12 protein-coding genes are annotated in these 17099 nt (G+C 47.4%); 1 reads left to right on the forward strand and 11 read right to left on the reverse strand.

The features are described from left to right. Positions 1–270: 270 nt before the first annotated feature. The 3 genes from sdaAA to AZ66_RS00780 all read right to left on the reverse strand — a co-directional run bounded on the left by sdaAA (position 271) and on the right by AZ66_RS00780 (position 2970). Positions 271–1140, reverse strand: coding sequence for an L-serine ammonia-lyase, iron-sulfur-dependent, subunit alpha (gene sdaAA, locus AZ66_RS00770; RefSeq protein ID WP_044353182.1), 870 nt, complete (start codon positions 1138–1140; stop codon positions 271–273). Continuing rightward, positions 1125–1832, reverse strand: coding sequence for an L-serine ammonia-lyase, iron-sulfur-dependent subunit beta (gene sdaAB, locus AZ66_RS00775; RefSeq protein ID WP_044353183.1), 708 nt, complete (start codon positions 1830–1832; stop codon positions 1125–1127). Before sdaAB ends, sdaAA begins: the two co-directional genes overlap by 16 nt. A gap of 76 nt (positions 1833–1908) precedes the next feature. After that, positions 1909–2970: a PTS sugar transporter subunit IIC gene (locus AZ66_RS00780; protein ID WP_021261982.1), complete on the reverse strand. Its 1062-nt coding sequence runs from the start codon at positions 2968–2970 to the stop codon at positions 1909–1911. 603 nt (positions 2971–3573) lie between these two features. Here AZ66_RS00780 and AZ66_RS00785 point away from each other — a divergent pair. After that, a complete protein-coding gene (locus AZ66_RS00785; RefSeq protein ID WP_044353184.1) occupies positions 3574–4248 on the forward strand; it encodes a helix-turn-helix transcriptional regulator in 675 nt (224 codons plus the stop codon). A gap of 167 nt (positions 4249–4415) precedes the next feature. Here the strand turns inward: AZ66_RS00785 and AZ66_RS00790 are convergent, their stop codons facing one another. The 8 genes from AZ66_RS00790 to metA form a co-directional block, all read right to left on the reverse strand. Beyond that, positions 4416–5888 (reverse strand): ammonium transporter, encoded by a 1473-nt coding sequence (locus AZ66_RS00790; RefSeq protein WP_044353185.1) that lies wholly within the window; start codon positions 5886–5888, stop codon positions 4416–4418. A gap of 285 nt (positions 5889–6173) precedes the next feature. Then, positions 6174–8399 (reverse strand): M1 family metallopeptidase, encoded by a 2226-nt coding sequence (locus AZ66_RS00795; RefSeq protein ID WP_044353186.1) that lies wholly within the window; start codon positions 8397–8399, stop codon positions 6174–6176. Between the two features lie 221 nt (positions 8400–8620). Next, positions 8621–10594 carry a threonine--tRNA ligase gene (gene thrS, locus AZ66_RS00800; protein ID WP_044353187.1) on the reverse strand — a complete coding sequence of 658 codons (1974 nt, stop codon included), beginning with the start codon at positions 10592–10594 and terminating at the stop codon, positions 8621–8623. 543 nt (positions 10595–11137) lie between these two features. After that, complete coding sequence (gene ytxC, locus AZ66_RS00805; protein ID WP_082061394.1) at positions 11138–12094, reverse strand: putative sporulation protein YtxC; 957 nt, start codon at positions 12092–12094, stop codon at positions 11138–11140. Between the two features lie 181 nt (positions 12095–12275). Next, on the reverse strand, positions 12276–13415 hold the full coding sequence (gene mqnC, locus AZ66_RS00810) for a cyclic dehypoxanthinyl futalosine synthase (RefSeq protein ID WP_044353216.1): 1140 nt from the start codon (positions 13413–13415) through the stop codon (positions 12276–12278). Between the two features lie 224 nt (positions 13416–13639). Continuing rightward, entirely contained in the window at positions 13640–14815 is a 1176-nt protein-coding gene (locus AZ66_RS00815) for a trans-sulfuration enzyme family protein (protein ID WP_044353188.1), read from the reverse strand. Between the two features lie 5 nt (positions 14816–14820). Next, a complete protein-coding gene (locus AZ66_RS00820) occupies positions 14821–16002 on the reverse strand; it encodes an aminotransferase class I/II-fold pyridoxal phosphate-dependent enzyme (RefSeq protein WP_044353189.1) in 1182 nt (393 codons plus the stop codon). After that, positions 15999–16943: a homoserine O-acetyltransferase MetA gene (gene metA, locus AZ66_RS00825; protein ID WP_021261991.1), complete on the reverse strand. Its 945-nt coding sequence runs from the start codon at positions 16941–16943 to the stop codon at positions 15999–16001. Before metA ends, AZ66_RS00820 begins: the two co-directional genes overlap by 4 nt. Positions 16944–17099 lie beyond the last annotated feature (156 nt).

The raw sequence follows: 17099 nt of genomic DNA on the forward strand, positions 1-17099 counted from the left end.
CTCCTTTCCGTAAATAAATTTGAGCCGTACGTTTGGAAATTCTACCCACACGAACGACTTCCTTCCTATCCTAATCAATGGCACTGAACAAATTCTGAATGAAAGTTGGGGGCAATCTTAATCGATATGCAAAGATAGGGAACTGAACTAAAAAGCGATGACAGAAAAAAGGCAGGCGATTGCCTGCCTTTGCCTTACATGAACGTAACGTTGAACTCCATCTCATGGCATATAAGCCAAACAAGCTTCCAGGGGAACTTTGGCGTTCGGTTATTGGCCCAGCACGAGCTGTTCCAGCTTGCGGCCTGTCGGCGTGTTGGCCAGACCGCCTTCGGCAGTTTCGCGGAAGGAGCTTGGCATGGAACGTCCAACTTCATACATGGCCATAATCACCTCATCGGCCGGTATTCTGCTCTTGATGCCGGCTAAAGCCATATCCGCGGCTACGACTGCCGACGAAGCACCGACTCCGTTCCGCTTCACACAAGGGACTTCGTCAAGTCCTGCTACCGGGTCGCATACTAATCCCAGCATATTCTTGAGTGCAATCGCCATCGCTTCTGCTGATTGCTGCGGCGTTCCGCCTGCCATTTCCACGACTGCCGCAGCAGCCATTCCCGTTGCGGATCCAACCTCCGCTTGGCAGCCGCCGGCCGCGCCCGCGATGAAAGCATTGTTTGCGATAACGAACCCAAAGGCGCCTGCCGTAAATAGGAATTCGAGCATTTGCTCCCGCGTAGGTTTCAGCTTCTCCTTGACGGCGAACAAAACACCTGGAACAACACCTGCCGAACCTGCGGTCGGATTGGCGCAGATAATGCCCATGGCCGCATTTACTTCGTTGGTTGCAATGGCCTTGCTGACTGCGTCAAGTACGAGAGATCCAGCTAAGGCATTGCCGCTGGCAATATATTGATGGAGGAGGAGGGCATCCCCTACGGTTAAGCCCGAGAGAGACTGGACTCCTTTTAGGCCTTTTTCGATGGCCTGCTCCATCACGGTTAGATTGGCATCCATTGCCTGCATGATTTCTTCTTCCGTCTGCTGCCGAAGCGCTACTTCTCTCTCCAGCATGACGCGGGATATTTTACACTGCTTTTCTTCGGCCAACCGGACAAGCTCGGCTACGCTATGGAACATGATTGTCCTCCTTCCGCGCTTGTACGCTGGTAGGTTTGCACTTGCCATACTTCTTTAATATGAGGGAGCGCATGCATGCGATTGATTACAGTCACATCAACCGCTTGGTCAAGCTCGATGGCCATCAAGGCGCTCTCGCCTTTACCTGAACGGGACACTTCCATATATCCGATATTAATATGATGCTGTGCAAGCAGCGAGGTTACATTCGCCACGGCACCATGCTTGTCCTCATGCAGGACGAGCATGGCCGGGATTCTGCCGATTGGGTTCGGATCCAATTGTTTGACTTCGCGGATTTCCATGCTGCCTCCACCGATTGACACGCCGACGACTTCGATCGCACCGCGCTTGTCCCGCAACGTAAGGCGTGCCGTATTCGGATGCTCACTCTCCTCCTCTGATGTCACGAAAGTAATGTGGACGCCCTGCTCTTCTGCGATGCTGAGGGCATTCGGGATACGCTCATCTGACGTGTCAAAATCCAGGATTCCGCTTACAATTGCCATATCAGTCCCATGGCCTTTGTACGTTTTCGCAAATGAACCGTATAAGGTAACCGTGACGGATTCTGGTAGCCGTCCGAACAGATTGCGGGCTGCGCGTCCAATTCGGTTGGCTCCTGCCGTATGCGAGCTGGATGGACCGATCATAATAGGGCCGATAATATCAAATACAGATGTGAACGGCATAATAATCCCCCTCTTACACAGAATTGATGAAAGATTGATGCTACTAATACTAACTTTCGTTATATCTTGTTCTGGTCTACGCCACTTCAGTGCCCACTGCGGCTGTAGGCTTAGGAGCAGGCGCGGTTCCGCGAATCTCAGCGACTGTGCGGATCTTATAGTTCTTGAAAATCCGTGAGCCGATTAAACCTGCCGTGATGCCGCAAAGGGCGCATAGGGCTGCCGCAATTGTTACCGTAAGCGCATCGTTGAAGCCGTACATGACCATGAGTCCTGCAATTGGGGTTGCGGTACCTGTCGCATTATTCGTTAGATTGAACAAAGCCACGACGACCCCAGCCATCGCTCCTCCCAGAAAGTTGGTTACATATACCGGAATCGGATTGGCTGATATGATGTCTGCTTGCGTTAATGGTTCAATCGCCACCGCAATCGTGTCTTTGCGGTCACCGAACTTCATTCGATGGAAAAAGACGAAGTTCATAAAGGATGATCCCATGACGGACAAGGCTCCGATGGCCATCGGCAAGCCCGTAAGTCCCAGCATGGCAGTAAGCGCCATCGAGCTGAGCGGTGCGGTTGCCACGACGGTTATGACTCCACCAAGCACGATACCCATCACGATTGGATTATCATTAGCTGCCGTTGTGATGATGCCGCCAATATTAAGCAATGTCGCATTGACTACTGGTGTTGCTATGTTTGCTACAAATCTAACGAGCGGTGCAGCAACGATGATGCAGACGATGAGATCAAGTCCATCCGGGACTTTCTTTTCAATCAGTTTGACAAGGAACGATACGAGATAACCGGCAATGAAGCCAGGCAGCAATCCTGTTCCCGCACAAGCTGCCCCCAGCAGCAGAGCATAGACGGGGGAAACGCCCATTGCAAGCGCTACCAATGCAGCTGCGGCCACACCGCCCATACTTCCGGAAGCGAGCCCAACCTCCTTGGCAAGACTGAAGCCGAACAAATCGCCACCTACATAACTTTGAAATGCTTCTACCAAAAAACTGGCAACTGCCGCATTTGCTAGGGCTCCCATTGCCTTCATGCCGTTAGGTGCTTTGAAGCTGAAAAGGGAGAAAAGGGACAATACAAGCAATAGTAGGGCTGTACCGATTACGATGTCCATACGTAACGCTCCTCCTTCATGGGTACAAAGTGTGGTAACCGCTTACAAAACATTAAAAGTACATTTATACTGCGACAAGATTGATTGAAATACATTCTAAATGAATGATTATTAGTTAATAAACTCAAAAATAATTGAGTTTATTAACTTCAATTTGATTGTATCAACTTTTCTTTATTTACACAATTCTTTTATACATATTTTCGGAAATTGCCGCAATTTACCTTTATTAAGCCGTTTTCCATGGATACTGATTCGAGGAATACGGAAACTGAATGGAAAAGGAAGACGCTATATTAGCTTATAATGAGGCACGTCTCCCTATTTAAAGATCGTAAAATTAGGTATAACTAATATCGAATTCCGAACGGATGATTTTGGAAAGTCCAATGAATCGGGGATTGATTGCGGTTGAAGTTCGCGTTATGATAATAGTAATTTATCATTACTAATTGTTGATATAATCAACTTGAATTTATTTCATCAACTATTTTTGATTGTCCAGAGCGTCATTATTGTGTTGTATCAAGCAATATAATATTTCTCGAATGACAAAGAAATCTTCTGGTCAAATTCGGGTTGTCTAGGGAAGGACTTGATGCAATGAATACAAGATTTACAGAGCAAGATCATTTAATTTTGGAATCTTACGATGCAGTAGTAGAGGGATTAGCCAACTATTTGGGGCCTGCTTCGGAAATTGTTCTTCATAGTTTGGAAGATTATCAGCATTCGGTTGTCAAAATCGCAAATGGGCATCATACAGGCAGGGAACTGGGAGCGCCTATCACCAATATTGCTTTGCAAATGCTGCAAGAAATTGAACAATCCAATGGGAAGCAGTCGCTCAGCTATTTTACGAGAAGCAAGAATAATCGTCAGATGAAGTCCAGCACGATCGCGATTCGGGGTGATAGCGGCAAGATTATCGGACTGCTTTGCATCAACATGAATATTGACGAATCTTTTGCCGATGTGCTGCAAACCTTCCTGCCGCAACCGGATATGGAAGCAAAGGGGCAGTCCGAGCATTTTGCTTCATCCGTGGAGGATATGATTCAAGAAACGATTGAACGAACGATTGAAGAGGTTGATTCTTCTCCGGACATCTCTTATGCGAACCGGAACAAGCATATTATCGGACTGCTGCATGAACGGGGCGTATTCAACCTGAGAGATGCGGTCACCCTTGTGTCAAACGCGCTGAAAATCACCAAACACACGGTATATCTACATTTGCGCAATAATGCCTCCAAAGCTGAAAAAGCAATGAAATAGAGACAGAAAGAACGATGAACACAGCAGGATTAGCGACCGGGTTTTCAAAATGAGCCTGGTCGCTGTTTTTTTGCGGGCAGCACCTGCCGTAAGGATAGCCCCCTTCAGGGGAGATTCTTTAGGTTTTCTCACCACTTCAACAGAGTTTTATTCGCAATCACTCCCCTTTAGATCAAGAGATTTTTTCGTCTTACTCCTTCGGAATACTGCTTCACGCTTTCCTCATCTGACTCCGTTCTGAGCGATTCTTGCATGTCTTGATCAACATGTTCGAAATGTTCTGGATAGCCATACTCGCCATGTTCACTTAAATCCAAGCCGATACGCTCTTGCTCCGCATTGACACGCAAGCCAAACAACCGTTTCCCTGCATACAACAGCACGTAAGAAGAGACAAATGCAAATCCGCCCGCCGCTAGAATCCCATAGGCTTGCACCCATAACTGATGCAGACTGCCTGTATCCAGCCAGCCTCCTTGGCCTACACCAACCTTCTCCGCCAATGCTGAAGTGGCGAATATCCCATTGGACAGCGTGCCCCATACCCCTGCCACCCCATGTACCGACAAGGCTGAGACTGGGTCATCAACTCGCAGATGATCGAACCAGAGCGCGCTGTAGTACACTAGAATACCAGCCGCCAAACCAATTATGATGGCCGCCCAAGGCTCCACGAATGCACACGAAGCTGTGATCGCAACCAAGCCCGCCAGCATTCCATTCAAGAGGGTAGGCACATGTGCCTTGCCGCTGCGCAGCCAACTAATCGCAAGCGCCGCAACAGCCCCCGCTGCAGCTCCAAGCTGTGTGTTCATGGCGACATACCCAAAAAATCCATCTCCGACCGACAACGTACTTCCTGCATTAAAACCGAACCAACCCACCCACAGCAGAAGTACACCGAGCGTTATATATACTTGGTTATGACCTTTTATTTTCTTTGACGAACCGTCTGGATCGTATTTATTCATGCGCGGCTTCAAAAGCAATGTCGCTGCCAGCGCAGCCATAGCCCCTGTTAAATGCACAACCGTAGAACCAGCAAAATCCTGCTTGCCATGCATCGCTAGCCAGCCACCTCCCCATATCCAGTGAGCAACCACTGGGTAAATCAATGCCATAAACAGAATCGTAAACCAAATGTAAGCGGACAATCGCGCGCGCTCGGCAAAACCACCCCACACGATCGAGAGTGACACAGCAGCAAAGGCTAATTGGAAGGTAAAAAATACGGAAAGTGGTAACCCTGTAGTGGAAGCTGGAGTAAAGAAGAAATCACCCCAACCAATAAACGCATTGCCATTCGTACCAAAAATCAAGCCATAGCCGACTGCCCAAAATACAAGGGAGCCAAGCCCAACCGTAATGACCGTTTTTGCGGCAATATGACTTGCGTTCTTCATTCGTGCAGACCCTGCTTCCAGCAGGATGAATCCCGCTTGCATAAGCAGCACCAGTATAGCCGACAGCATTACCCACAGTGCGTTCAGACCAGATTCCAGTGATTGCACAGAAGCCTCCCCCGCGGCACTGACAGCATCCGGAAATAGGCTAAAACATGCAAATCCAGCACCAAGCACACCAGTCCCCGAAGCAAGACATCTGCTCCTACTCCGATTGAGGCTCTTGTCTCTGTTCATCCTCATTTACACTCCTCGCTATTTATATGTTAGATTTTATTACACAAAATCTTGTTGTTAGAGGAATTATATAAAGGTAAATTGTGCAAATCAATGGGTTATGTTATAAAATCCATGAAATGCTTTAAGTTATACAAATTGTATGTGATATAACCTAACACAATGTATTCATGAAGATAGTGATAAATAAAAAAGACTGCAGATTTATTCTGCAGCCCAAGTCTTACATTCTTGCTTCATTTGTCTTGGATTGATTAATCCAATATCGCTATTTCTTACTGTTGATTACTCGGCTTGTTCAAAAAACTTGGCAATCGGATTTTCAACATGCTTTTCTTTATAAATAGAACCGTCGGCCTTTTTCACAATATACTGTTGGAAATTACTCGTAACCGATAAGCTCTGCATGCCGATTCCCGCCAACAACTGCTCCGCTGACTTCTGCGTCATATGATCATCTGTCCAGAAATAATGCACCACTAGACGATCCTTATTGTACGGATGCATAATTCCGTAGCCACCCAGCAGCCCTTTTGTGTTCATTACTTCCTTCCAAGGGAAGCCCGCTTGTTCCGATTTCGCAATAATCGCCGGCTTCAATGCTTGAATAAATGAATTGGACTTCGGATTGCCGATTACAATAACATTGCTCTTTGCCAGAGAAGTCTCCAACTGTTTTTTTACAGCCTGCTTCTCACTCAAGATCACAGGCTTAACGCCGCCCATGTTCAACACATTGGAAATATTCTCGAAAAATTGCTCTTGCTGCTTTTTCGCTTCTGCGTTTACAGGACTGCTGTATATGATCGCTAGCGGTTCTCCATGCATCGCCTTGTTAAGCACCTTGTACATTGTCTCTTTCGGCAACTTAGGATAGGACTGATCGATCCCATCATATATTCCCACAAGCGACAATCGCATATACTCCGCCATTTCAGCTTCCGTCATCTGGTATTCCGGCTTGAATTCAAAATTAGGCTTGTTTAAGTTATCATCCATTCGATCGCGCACAGTCTTGCCAAACTGATCCTCAATCGTTTGGAGCAGTCCCGCTACGGTTGCGTTGCGGTATGCATAGCGATTGAAATATTCTTTCATAAAAGCATCGAACTTCGCTTGACCAACAGTACGGTACAATTCATAGATCGCAAGACGACCTTTTTTGTAGTACAGCGCATCAGGAGAATCCCCAGCCTGATCATTCGGAGAATTGATTGCCCGATCCAAAGTGAATGTATCGATGCGGGCACTATCAAATCCATTCATTTTGTCGCCCTGGGCATCATAGTAATACACCTTGGAAAAATCAGCAAACCCTTCATCCAAGAACGACTCGGTTTCAGAATCGTTGCCGATGATGGAATGGAACCACTGATGCGCAATCTCATGGACAAAGACAGAATCCTTTTCAGGAACAGCATTTGGACTTACCCGCCCCATTTGGATAAGGCGTGCAAACTCAACGGCAACCCCTTCTACATGGGATTCTACGATCCGGAAATCTGGGTATTCGTACTTGCCGAATTTATCGCCAAAAAATTCAATTACTTTAAATGCCTCATCAATATATTTATTGATAACTGCCGTCTTCGCTGGGTCATTGTTGTCGTTGTAATATACATATTCAATCGTTAAACCATTCTTGGTTTTGCTGGCTTTATGGAACTTCTCACTGGAGAAGAACACGAGCTCGCGCGTCTTGTCCGATTTCGTCGTTACGATTTTGCGGCCAGCTTCCCCAGACTTCTCCGACATTTGTCCAGGCATCGCGATTTGCAGCTTGTCTGGAACATCCATTGCAACCGTATAGTCGGCAACCTCATAGTAATCCGTTTCGAATGTCTTACTATATGGGGTCTTATTCCACTTATGTGCTGCTTCATCGTACACAGACATAACCGGGAACCAATGCGCCCCATTAATGATGTCCTTATAGTAGGACAAGCGCTGTGAACCAAATGGAATTTTCGTTTTATATTCAAGCTCTAACGTTACTTCTTCATCCTTGCCCAACGCTTTTGCCAACTGAACCGTAAGCGCCTGCTTCTCATTTGTGGTAGCTAGGATCGCACCGGTCGAAGCATCCTTTACACGAATGATATCAATACCGCCAAGGAAATCCTCTGGTTTCTTATCTGGGTATTCCTTTGCAATCTCCCCATTTGCTCGCACGAACATGCTCGATTGCGTATCCTTCGAACGATTGGCATCTGCGAACAGACGGAATACAACATCATTCAGCTTGTCCTTAGACGTATTGCGGTATTTCACGGTCTGCTTACCTGTAATGGTCATGTCATCCGTATTCAGCTTCGCTTGGATATTGTATTGGATATGTGAAGTTGCTTGTTGTTGAGACTGCATTCCTGCTGTGCTAATCGTCTTGACTTGATCCGCCACAGCCTCCTGTGCATAAGCTGTGCCTCCAGATGCTAGCGGAGCAGCAAGAAGGGTAAAAGCCATTGCACATGCTATTGTTGTATGTAGCAATTGTCTTCCTGTAAGTTTCATTCGTCCAATCACTTCTTTCCGTTTGTGTTTCATCTCATGATGATATATTCAATTATAGAGCAAGATACAAATGATATCGTGCGATTAACCTTATGCGGAGCTTACAATATTGTCACGTAAGATTTTAAGGAACTTTATTAATGAATGCCGCGAATCAAAAAAAGAAGCCCCCGTCTAAGACGAGAGCTTCTCTATGACAAGGGTGCTACTTAGCTCGCCCTTTATTTCTGTGAATCTTCTTGTGGAGCAGCCTGCGCAATATAGCGTGTACGGATTTCCTCTTGCAGCAGTGCAACCACTTCTGCTACCGGCTTCATGCCAAGGTCGCCTTCTCCACGCTTACGCACGGATACAGCACCATTGTTCTTCTCATTCTCACCAACGACGAGCATGTATGGTGTTTTCTCCAGCTGTGCCTCGCGAATCTTGTAGCCAAGCTTCTCGTTGCGCACATCTGCTTCAGCACGGATACCTGCATCACGCAGAGATTCCGTTACTTCCTTCGCATACTCTTCATAGTTCGGCGATACCGGAATTACCTTCGCTTGAACCGGAGAGAGCCAGAGCGGAAGCGCCCCTGCGAAGTTCTCCAGCAAGAATGCAGTCATGCGCTCCATCGTACTGATGATACCACGGTGAATAACGACAGGACGATGCTTCTGTCCGTCATCGCCGACATATTCCAGCTCGAAGCGTTCAGGAAGCAAGAAGTCCAGCTGTGCAGTCGACAGTGTCTCTTCCTTGCCAAGCGCTGTTTTAATTTGCACATCCAGCTTCGGTCCGTAGAATGCAGCTTCGCCTTCTGCTTCGTAGAATGGAAGACCCAATTCTTCAACAACCTCACGCAGCATGCGTTGAGACATTTCCCACATATGATCGTCTGGGAAGTACTTCTCTGTATCCTGCGGATCGCGATAAGACAAGCGGAAGCGGTAATCCTTAATTCCGAAGTCGTCATATACGCGACGAATCAAATTAATAACACGTGCGAACTCTTCCTTGATTTGATCCGGACGGCAGAAAATATGCGCATCGTTCAATGTCATAGCACGAACACGGTGCAAACCAGTGAGCGCCCCGGACATTTCATAACGGTGCATCGTTCCCAACTCGGCGATACGAATTGGCAATTCACGATAGCTGCGCATGTCAGACTTGTACACCATCATATGGTGCGGGCAGTTCATTGGACGCAGAACAAGCTCTTCATTGTCCATGACCATAGTTGGGAACATATCCTCTTGGTAGTGCTCCCAGTGGCCGGATGTCTTGTACAATTCCACATTCGCAAGCACCGGTGTGTACACGTGGCTGTATCCCAAGCGCTCTTCGATATCCACGATGTAACGCTCCATCGTACGACGCAGTGTCGCACCATTTGGCAGCCAAAGCGGCAAGCCTTGTCCAACTTTTTGGGAGAAGGAGAAGATCTTCAGCTCTTTACCTAATTTACGGTGATCGCGCTTCTTCGCTTCTTCCAAGAAGTGCAAGTACTCATCAAGCTGTGCTTTCTTTGCAAAGGCTGTACCATAAATGCGCTGCAGCATCTTGTTGTCCGAGTTGCCGCGCCAGTAAGCCCCCGCCAAGTTCAGAAGCTTGAATACCTTCAACTTGCCTGTAGATGGGACGTGAGGTCCACGGCATAAGTCGAAAAATTCACCTTGGTCATAGATAGTAATCACAGAATCTTCAGGCAAATCGCGGATAAGCTCCAGCTTCAACTCATCACCGATTTCTGTGAAGATGCGTAGAGCTTCTTCACGAGATACTTCACGGCGTTGAATTGGCAGGTTCTCGTTCACGATACGCTGCATTTCCTTCTCGATCTTCGGCAGATCCTCAGGCGTCAAGGAGATATCAAGGTCAATATCATAGTAGTAGCCATCTTCGATAACGGGACCAATACCAAGCTTCACATTCGCGTCCTTGTACAAGCGCTTGATTGCTTGCGCTGTCAAGTGGGCTGAACTGTGGCGAAGCACTTCAAGCCCGTCTTCTGAATCTGCAGTTACAATTTCAATCTTTGCATCTTGCTGAATTGGCGTATACAGATCAACGACCTTGCCATCCAGTTTCCCCGCTAGTGCAGCCTTCTTCAATCCACTGCTAATCGAGCCCGCTACATCTTCGATAGTAGTGCCTTGCTCATATTCACGAACAGCACCGTCTGGAAATGTTACTTTTACGTTAGACATTTGCGATTCCTCCCAGTTAATATGGCATCATTCAATCTGCTGTCAATCTTCTTTATGCCGGCTAGGAAACGAACAAATACACGCTCTTCCCATCTTCACCGTACATAACACAGCCTATTGAACTTGTCTGAAAAAATAAAAAACACCCGCCCTGTAAAGGGACGAGTGTTATAGACAATTAGTAACCCGTGGTTCCACCCTCATTCAACTGCTGATGATGCTTAGCCATTACAATTACAGCATCATATGCCGCAATGCTCTGTCGCACGCTTTCCTCAGATCAGTCCTTGAGCATTCGGTAACGGGAATGATTCGTTGGATGATACTAACCGAGATAAGCTCGTTGTTCCCATCCAAAGCTCTAAAGTGGTAAATAAACAGCGTTGCCGAAGGGATTTGCAGCCTCGATCCCTCTCTCTGAACGGTTCCGTCCGTTATTCATGTCTTTGTCATCGCATATCGTATGCTATTGATTACTCAATACCGCATATTATATGCGATCTTCGCAGGGTGGTCAAGCTCCGATTCCCGAATCATGAAATGCTATGGCCGCAGCATCGAACCGTCCTGCACATTGTTATGTACAAGAGTCTCGTGAGGCCAGCCATCTCCACCAAGCACAGCATGACAGGAACTACACAACACACATACATGCACCCTCGATTCGAAGATTTGCTGAATCGTCTTAATCACCTGAGATTCTGGTTCGCGTGTATGGATGATAATATTTTGCGGGGATACATTGATGAGTGTACTCACAATCATATCCTCCATCTCCATATCATAATCAATCATCTCCACAACCATGCCATTCATCACATGCTTCGGCTCAAGCGGCTGAAGATCCTCATCCAGGAGCGTAAATTCATGACCGCCCTTATGCATTAAGTGCGCAAGCGGGATCTTCGTCTCCTGAATGAACACGAAGTATTTCAATAGACCAATGAATTCTTGATACTGCCGTTCAAGTACATATTCATCAATCGCATAGTCAACCACTTCACGAAGCTCTGTTAAATAGTGCCGCAAGCGGAACTGAATGAACCCTTCAACATTAAGGGCAGTATGATCTTCTAAATATCGCCGCAGTGCACGTGTAAGTTTCCCCTTGCGTCTGCGTCTGGACTCACTAGAACCGGTTTCATCTCCACCGTTGAGCAGCTGCTGGCAGTATTCCTCAATTCTACGGCGTTCCTCTTCACTGTATTTCGAATCCTTTGCAATTAAGGAAGCAAGAAGCAGCCTTTCTTTTTGGGATAGAATAAATTCAGCAACTGCCTTGGCCGCTCTGTTCCATACATCTTGTCCTTGTGTAGACAGTTGAAAACCTGGCAAGATGCCCCGGCATGTAATCCAAGCCGTCTGCCCTTCAGACCATTGTTGGAATTCCACGCCATTCGGCTGTTTATGTAAATCGCTCAGCTCCTGCTGCAGCAAATCAGTCAGCGTTACTGCGTCATATTCGGATCGCAGCGGCAACGAGATCGTGAACAACTCCATGAGCCCACTCCTTTCTGTTCCTTCTTAAGTATATGGGGTCATGAATGGAGATATACGAAGACGAATCTGGAAAACAGAGGACGATTGCATTCCTTCTGGCATAATTGCCAAAAATAAAAAACACCTGCTGGCTTTCCAACGGAAAGTCCAGCAGGTGTACTGTTTCATTTTCAATTAACGCTTAATTTTGCATAACAAAATCTTTGGCAACCGTGGCATGTTCATCATCAAACACACGCAAAATATTATACTTCGTATCACGCTGTGCAGGAATCTTGCCCGCTTCGCGGATAAGCTGCAGCGTGCTTCCGATGTTTACTTTATGTGTAGCACCAGCAGCCGATACGACATTCTCCTCAATCATCGTACTGCCGAAGTCATTGCAGCCGAAGCTGAGCGTCTTCTTGCCAATTTCCGGCCCCATCGTTACCCATGATGCTTGGAAGTTCGGAATATTATCTAGGAACAAGCGGCTGATCGCGAGTGTCTTCAAATACTCTTCAGGCGATACGCGCTCTGCCTTCATGTTCGTGTTGTCCGGTTGGAATGTCCATGGAATGAACGCAAGGAAACCCTTGGAAGGATGGCCGTTCTGCATGCATTCATCTTGTGCTGTACGAATACGCTCCAAGTGCAGTGCGCGCTCTTCGAGCAGTTCGCCGAAGCCGATAACCATCGTGCCCGTTGTATTCATGCCGACCTTATGGGCAGTTTGCATGACGTCCATCCAATCACGCCATGAACCCTTCAAGCGGCTGATCTTCCGGCGAGTACGGTCGTCCAAAATTTCGGCTCCGCCGCCCGGCAGCGAGTCAAGACCCGCTTCATGAATTTGACGGATTACCTCTTCTAGAGATAGTCCATTCGAGACTTCCTTCATCTTCATAATCTCTGCAGGAGAGAAGGAGTGCATTGTAATACTTGGGAACCGCTTCTTAATTTCGCGAAGCAGATTCGTATAATAGCTGAATGGAAGCTCTGGGTTTGTTCCGCCCTGCATCAGAATCTCAGTTCCGTCTACATCGATCGTTTCCTGAATCTTCTGGAAGATGACTTCATCAGGAAGCACATAACCTTCCTTAGAACCCGGAGCACGGTAGAAGGCACAGAATCTGCAGTACGTATCACAAATATTTGTATAGTTGACATTGCGCCCAATTACAAATGTAGCAATCGGATCTGGATGCCATTTCTTCATAATTTGGTTGGCAGCTGCCCCCATTTTCTCGATCTGATCAGATTCGAACAAGGTCACGCAATCGTCTGTATTCAATCGTTCACCACGAAGCGCTTTGTCCAAAATGCGGTCTATCGGTGACATCGTCACAGTCACTTCCCCTCTCATATGTTGCCTTACACTCTCGTATATAAAGCGAAGTAGACCCCGCTTAAGGCGGGGTTAAATTGTACGGATTATTGCACATGCCGCTTCATTATCTATGTTGTGCATTGTATCGCTCAAGAAGCAGCTTCACTAAATAATCGTAACATACATCGCCCATAAAAACAGCACCCTCCCAAGGGAAGGGTGCTGGATAGAATCGGTTATTTGGATAACGCCTGATCCAAATCCGCAATCAAATCCTCGACATGTTCAAGCCCAACAGAGAAGCGGAGCAATCCATCCGTAATTCCACGCTGCAGACGAACTTCATGCGGCATTGCTGCGTGAGACATCATGGCAGGATAAGACAAGATGCTCTCAACAGCGCCAAGGCTGACTGCCACAAGCGGGATTGTCACTTTGTTCAGCACTTGCTTCGCCCGTTCACCAGAACCCACATCGAAAGATACCACTGCGCCGTATCCAAGCGATTGCTTCTCATGAACCTCACGGCGAGGATGATCGGCTAGACCAGGGTAATAGACGGCGGAAATGTCCGATCGTTCACTCAGCCACTGAGCAAGGCGGCGGGCGCTCTGCTCACTCTGATTCATCCGAGCTTCCAATGTCTTCATGCCGCGCATCAGCAGCCAGCTGTCCTGAACCCCAAGCACAGTGCCAAGGCCATTCTGCAATTGCTTCACACGGCGGCCAAGACTCTCATTGGCTGTTACTGCTAGACCTGCGAGCACATCACTGTGTCCGCCCAAGAACTTGGTTGCACTATGTAAGACTAGATCAACACCAAGCTCAATCGGACGCTGATGATAAGGGGTCATGAACGTATTATCCAGCATGGTGAGCAAACCCTTTTCCTTGGCCCATGCAGCCACTTCTGCAATATCCGTAATTTTGAGCGTCGGATTGGACGGTGTCTCCATATAGACAGCCTTCGTATTGGGACGAAGCGCAGCCTTCACCTGCTCAATGTCGGTCATATCCACCAAGGTGGACTCAATGTTCAACCGGTTTAAAATGGAGGTCAAGAGACGGTACGTTCCACCATACACATCTTCCGTTACGATAACATGATCTCCTGCCGATAACAGCAAGAATGTCGAAGAGATCGCTGCCATCCCTGATGCGAAGGCAAATCCATTTGTCCCGCCCTCGAGCAGTGCAATATATTGTTCCAATGCCTCACGTGTTGGATTGCCAGAGCGAGAGTAATCGTACTGAGGCGGATTGTAAATGTCCTCATGATGGAATGTCGTAGCTTGGTATATCGGGACACTGGAAGCTCCCGTACCGGCATCGATCTCACCGCCAAAATGGATCAGCTTCGTCGCAAACCGGCGTGATTGCTTAATTGGTTGACCGTCTGATGCTTGATTCATCTGCGTTATCCCTCCACTTCTACTCTAGCCGCTTCTATAGCTTGCTCCAAGTCAGCGATTAGGTCATCAACATGTTCAATTCCAACCGAGAATCTTAGCAAGCGATCGTCAACACCAATCCGATCCCGAATCTCCTGCGGAATATCCGCATGGGTCTGGATCGCCGGATAAGTCATCAGCGACTCTACCCCACCCAAGCTCTCCGCGAAGGCGATTAGTTTCAGGTGGCGCAGGATCGGCTCTACATAAGCTGCATTCCTCAAGCGGAAGGAGAAGATGCCTGTGTTGCCCGACGATTGACGCTGTTGGATCTCATATCCCGGATGCTGCTCGAGTGCAGGATAATACACATTGTCGATGGCAGGATGTTCTAACAACCACTCGGCAATGCGGGTTGCGTTGTACTGATGCCGCTCCATACGAAGGGCAAGTGTCTTCATGCCGCGCATCAATTGATAGGAGTCAGTCGGGCTCAGGACAGCCCCGATCGAATTATGCAGGAAGGCGATTTCTTCCGACAACTGCTTCCCTTTCGTTACGATCAGACCAGCAAGCACATCATTATGTCCGCCCAAGTACTTCGTTGCACTGTGTACTACCATATCTGCCCCAAGTTCGATCGGGCGCTGGAAAAATGGCGTCAGCAGCGTATTGTCAACGATGGTGAGAATTCCATGAACCTTCGCCCACGCTGCTACCTTCTCGATATCCGTAATCATCATCAAGGGGTTCGTAGGCGTCTCTATGAAGACGGCCTTCGTCTGCGGTGTTCTTACAGACTCAAGCGCATCAAAATCATTTGTATCTACATAAGAGGCCTTCACACCGAAACGAGACATAATCCGCTCCAACAGACGATAAGTACCGCCGTACAGATCGAGGGAAACAATCAGATGATCGCCTTGCCCGAACATCGCGAACAATGTCTGTAATGCCGCCATGCCAGAACTACAGGCAAATCCAGCATCCCCACATTCTAACGTAGCTGCTGCTTCCTCTAGAACAGTACGAGTCGGGCTCTTCGTCCGAATGTAATCAAACCCCGTGCTCTGCCCAAGCTTCGGATGCCTGAATGCAGTTGCTTGGTAAATCGGATAATTAATAGCTCCTGTTTTTGGTTCATGAACCGATCCAATTTGAGCTAGTCGACTTTCGATGCGGTAGTTCTCTTCGTTACGTTCGATCATAATTGATGAGCCCCTTCCTTGCGCGGTACGGCCTTGCCCAATTCGTAAGGTGTTTCTTGATATACGTAGTAGTTCAGCCAATTTGAGAAGAGAAGGCTGGCATGCGCACGCCAAGTAGAATAAGGCTTGCGGGAAGGATCGTTATTCGGGAAATAATTTCTCGGAATGTCCATCTCCATCCCTTTCGCAATATCGCGGTCATATTCCCATTTCAGGGTACAGCAATCGTATTCCGAATGACCAGTCACGAAAATTTGTTTCCCATCATGTGTCGCTACCAAGTACACTCCTGCTTCTTCTGACTCCGCTAATATTTCTAACTCGGCAATCTTCGTGATATCCTCTCTCCGAAATTCCGTATGACGGGATTGCGGTACAAGAAACATCTCGTCGAAGCCGCGTGTCAGATTCACATTTTCCTTAGCTAGTACATGCTCATACACACCGAAAATTTTCTGATCCAACGCATATTTCGGTACCCCATAGTGATGATAGAGGCCCGCTTGTGATGCCCAGCAAATATGGAACGTGGAAGTTACATTCTCCTTAGACCATTCCATAATGCGGCACAACTCATCCCAATAGTCTACATCTTCAAACTTCATCTGTTCGACAGGAGCACCCGTAATGATCATGCCATCAAACTGCTCTCCTTCAATATCTTCAAATGTTTTGTAGAACGAAGATAAGTGCTGTGCGGACGTATTTTTGGATGTATGGCTTGCTGGATGAAGGAGCGTCACCTCAACTTGCAGCGGCGTGTTGCCCACTAAGCGCAGGAGTTGGGTTTCCGTAGTCTCTTTCGTCGGCATCAAGTTGAGAATGATGATTCGCAGCGGACGAATATCTTGATGATAGGCTCTCGTTTCGTCCATGACGAAGATATTCTCCTGAGTCAAAATTTCTTTGGCCGGCAAATGATCCGGAATTTTAATCGGCATTGACGCTCTCCCCCTCGAAAATGGTTATTGGATGGTGCTAGTCACATGAAATCAGCATTGCGGCAACCGTAAATTGGCCTGCCTTGAAACGGATAAAATGGCTTGGAGACATACAAAAAGACCTTCCTCGACTACGAGAAAGGTCATGTTGTACAT

Source organism: Paenibacillus sp. E194, from assembly GCF_000935845.1.
GTDB lineage: Bacteria > Bacillota > Bacilli > Paenibacillales > Paenibacillaceae > Paenibacillus_B > Paenibacillus_B alvei_B.

Excerpts from the sequence above, each read along its gene's own strand:
- sdaAA (WP_044353182.1), bottom strand. The coding sequence starts at position 1,140 with ATGTTCCATAGCGTAGCCGAGCTTGTCCGGTTGGCCGAAGAAAAGCAG.
- sdaAB (WP_044353183.1), bottom strand. The coding sequence starts at position 1,832 with ATGCCGTTCACATCTGTATTTGATATTATCGGCCCTATTATGATCGGT.
- AZ66_RS00780 (WP_021261982.1), bottom strand. The coding sequence starts at position 2,970 with ATGGACATCGTAATCGGTACAGCCCTACTATTGCTTGTATTGTCCCTT.
- AZ66_RS00785 (WP_044353184.1), top strand. The coding sequence starts at position 3,574 with ATGAATACAAGATTTACAGAGCAAGATCATTTAATTTTGGAATCTTAC.
- AZ66_RS00790 (WP_044353185.1), bottom strand. The coding sequence starts at position 5,888 with ATGAACAGAGACAAGAGCCTCAATCGGAGTAGGAGCAGATGTCTTGCT.
- AZ66_RS00795 (WP_044353186.1), bottom strand. The coding sequence starts at position 8,399 with ATGAAACTTACAGGAAGACAATTGCTACATACAACAATAGCATGTGCA.
- thrS (WP_044353187.1), bottom strand. The coding sequence starts at position 10,594 with ATGTCTAACGTAAAAGTAACATTTCCAGACGGTGCTGTTCGTGAATAT.
- ytxC (WP_082061394.1), bottom strand. The coding sequence starts at position 12,094 with ATGGAGTTGTTCACGATCTCGTTGCCGCTGCGATCCGAATATGACGCA.
- mqnC (WP_044353216.1), bottom strand. The coding sequence starts at position 13,415 with ATGTCACCGATAGACCGCATTTTGGACAAAGCGCTTCGTGGTGAACGA.
- AZ66_RS00815 (WP_044353188.1), bottom strand. The coding sequence starts at position 14,815 with ATGAATCAAGCATCAGACGGTCAACCAATTAAGCAATCACGCCGGTTT.
- AZ66_RS00820 (WP_044353189.1), bottom strand. The coding sequence starts at position 16,002 with ATGATCGAACGTAACGAAGAGAACTACCGCATCGAAAGTCGACTAGCT.
- metA (WP_021261991.1), bottom strand. The coding sequence starts at position 16,943 with ATGCCGATTAAAATTCCGGATCATTTGCCGGCCAAAGAAATTTTGACT.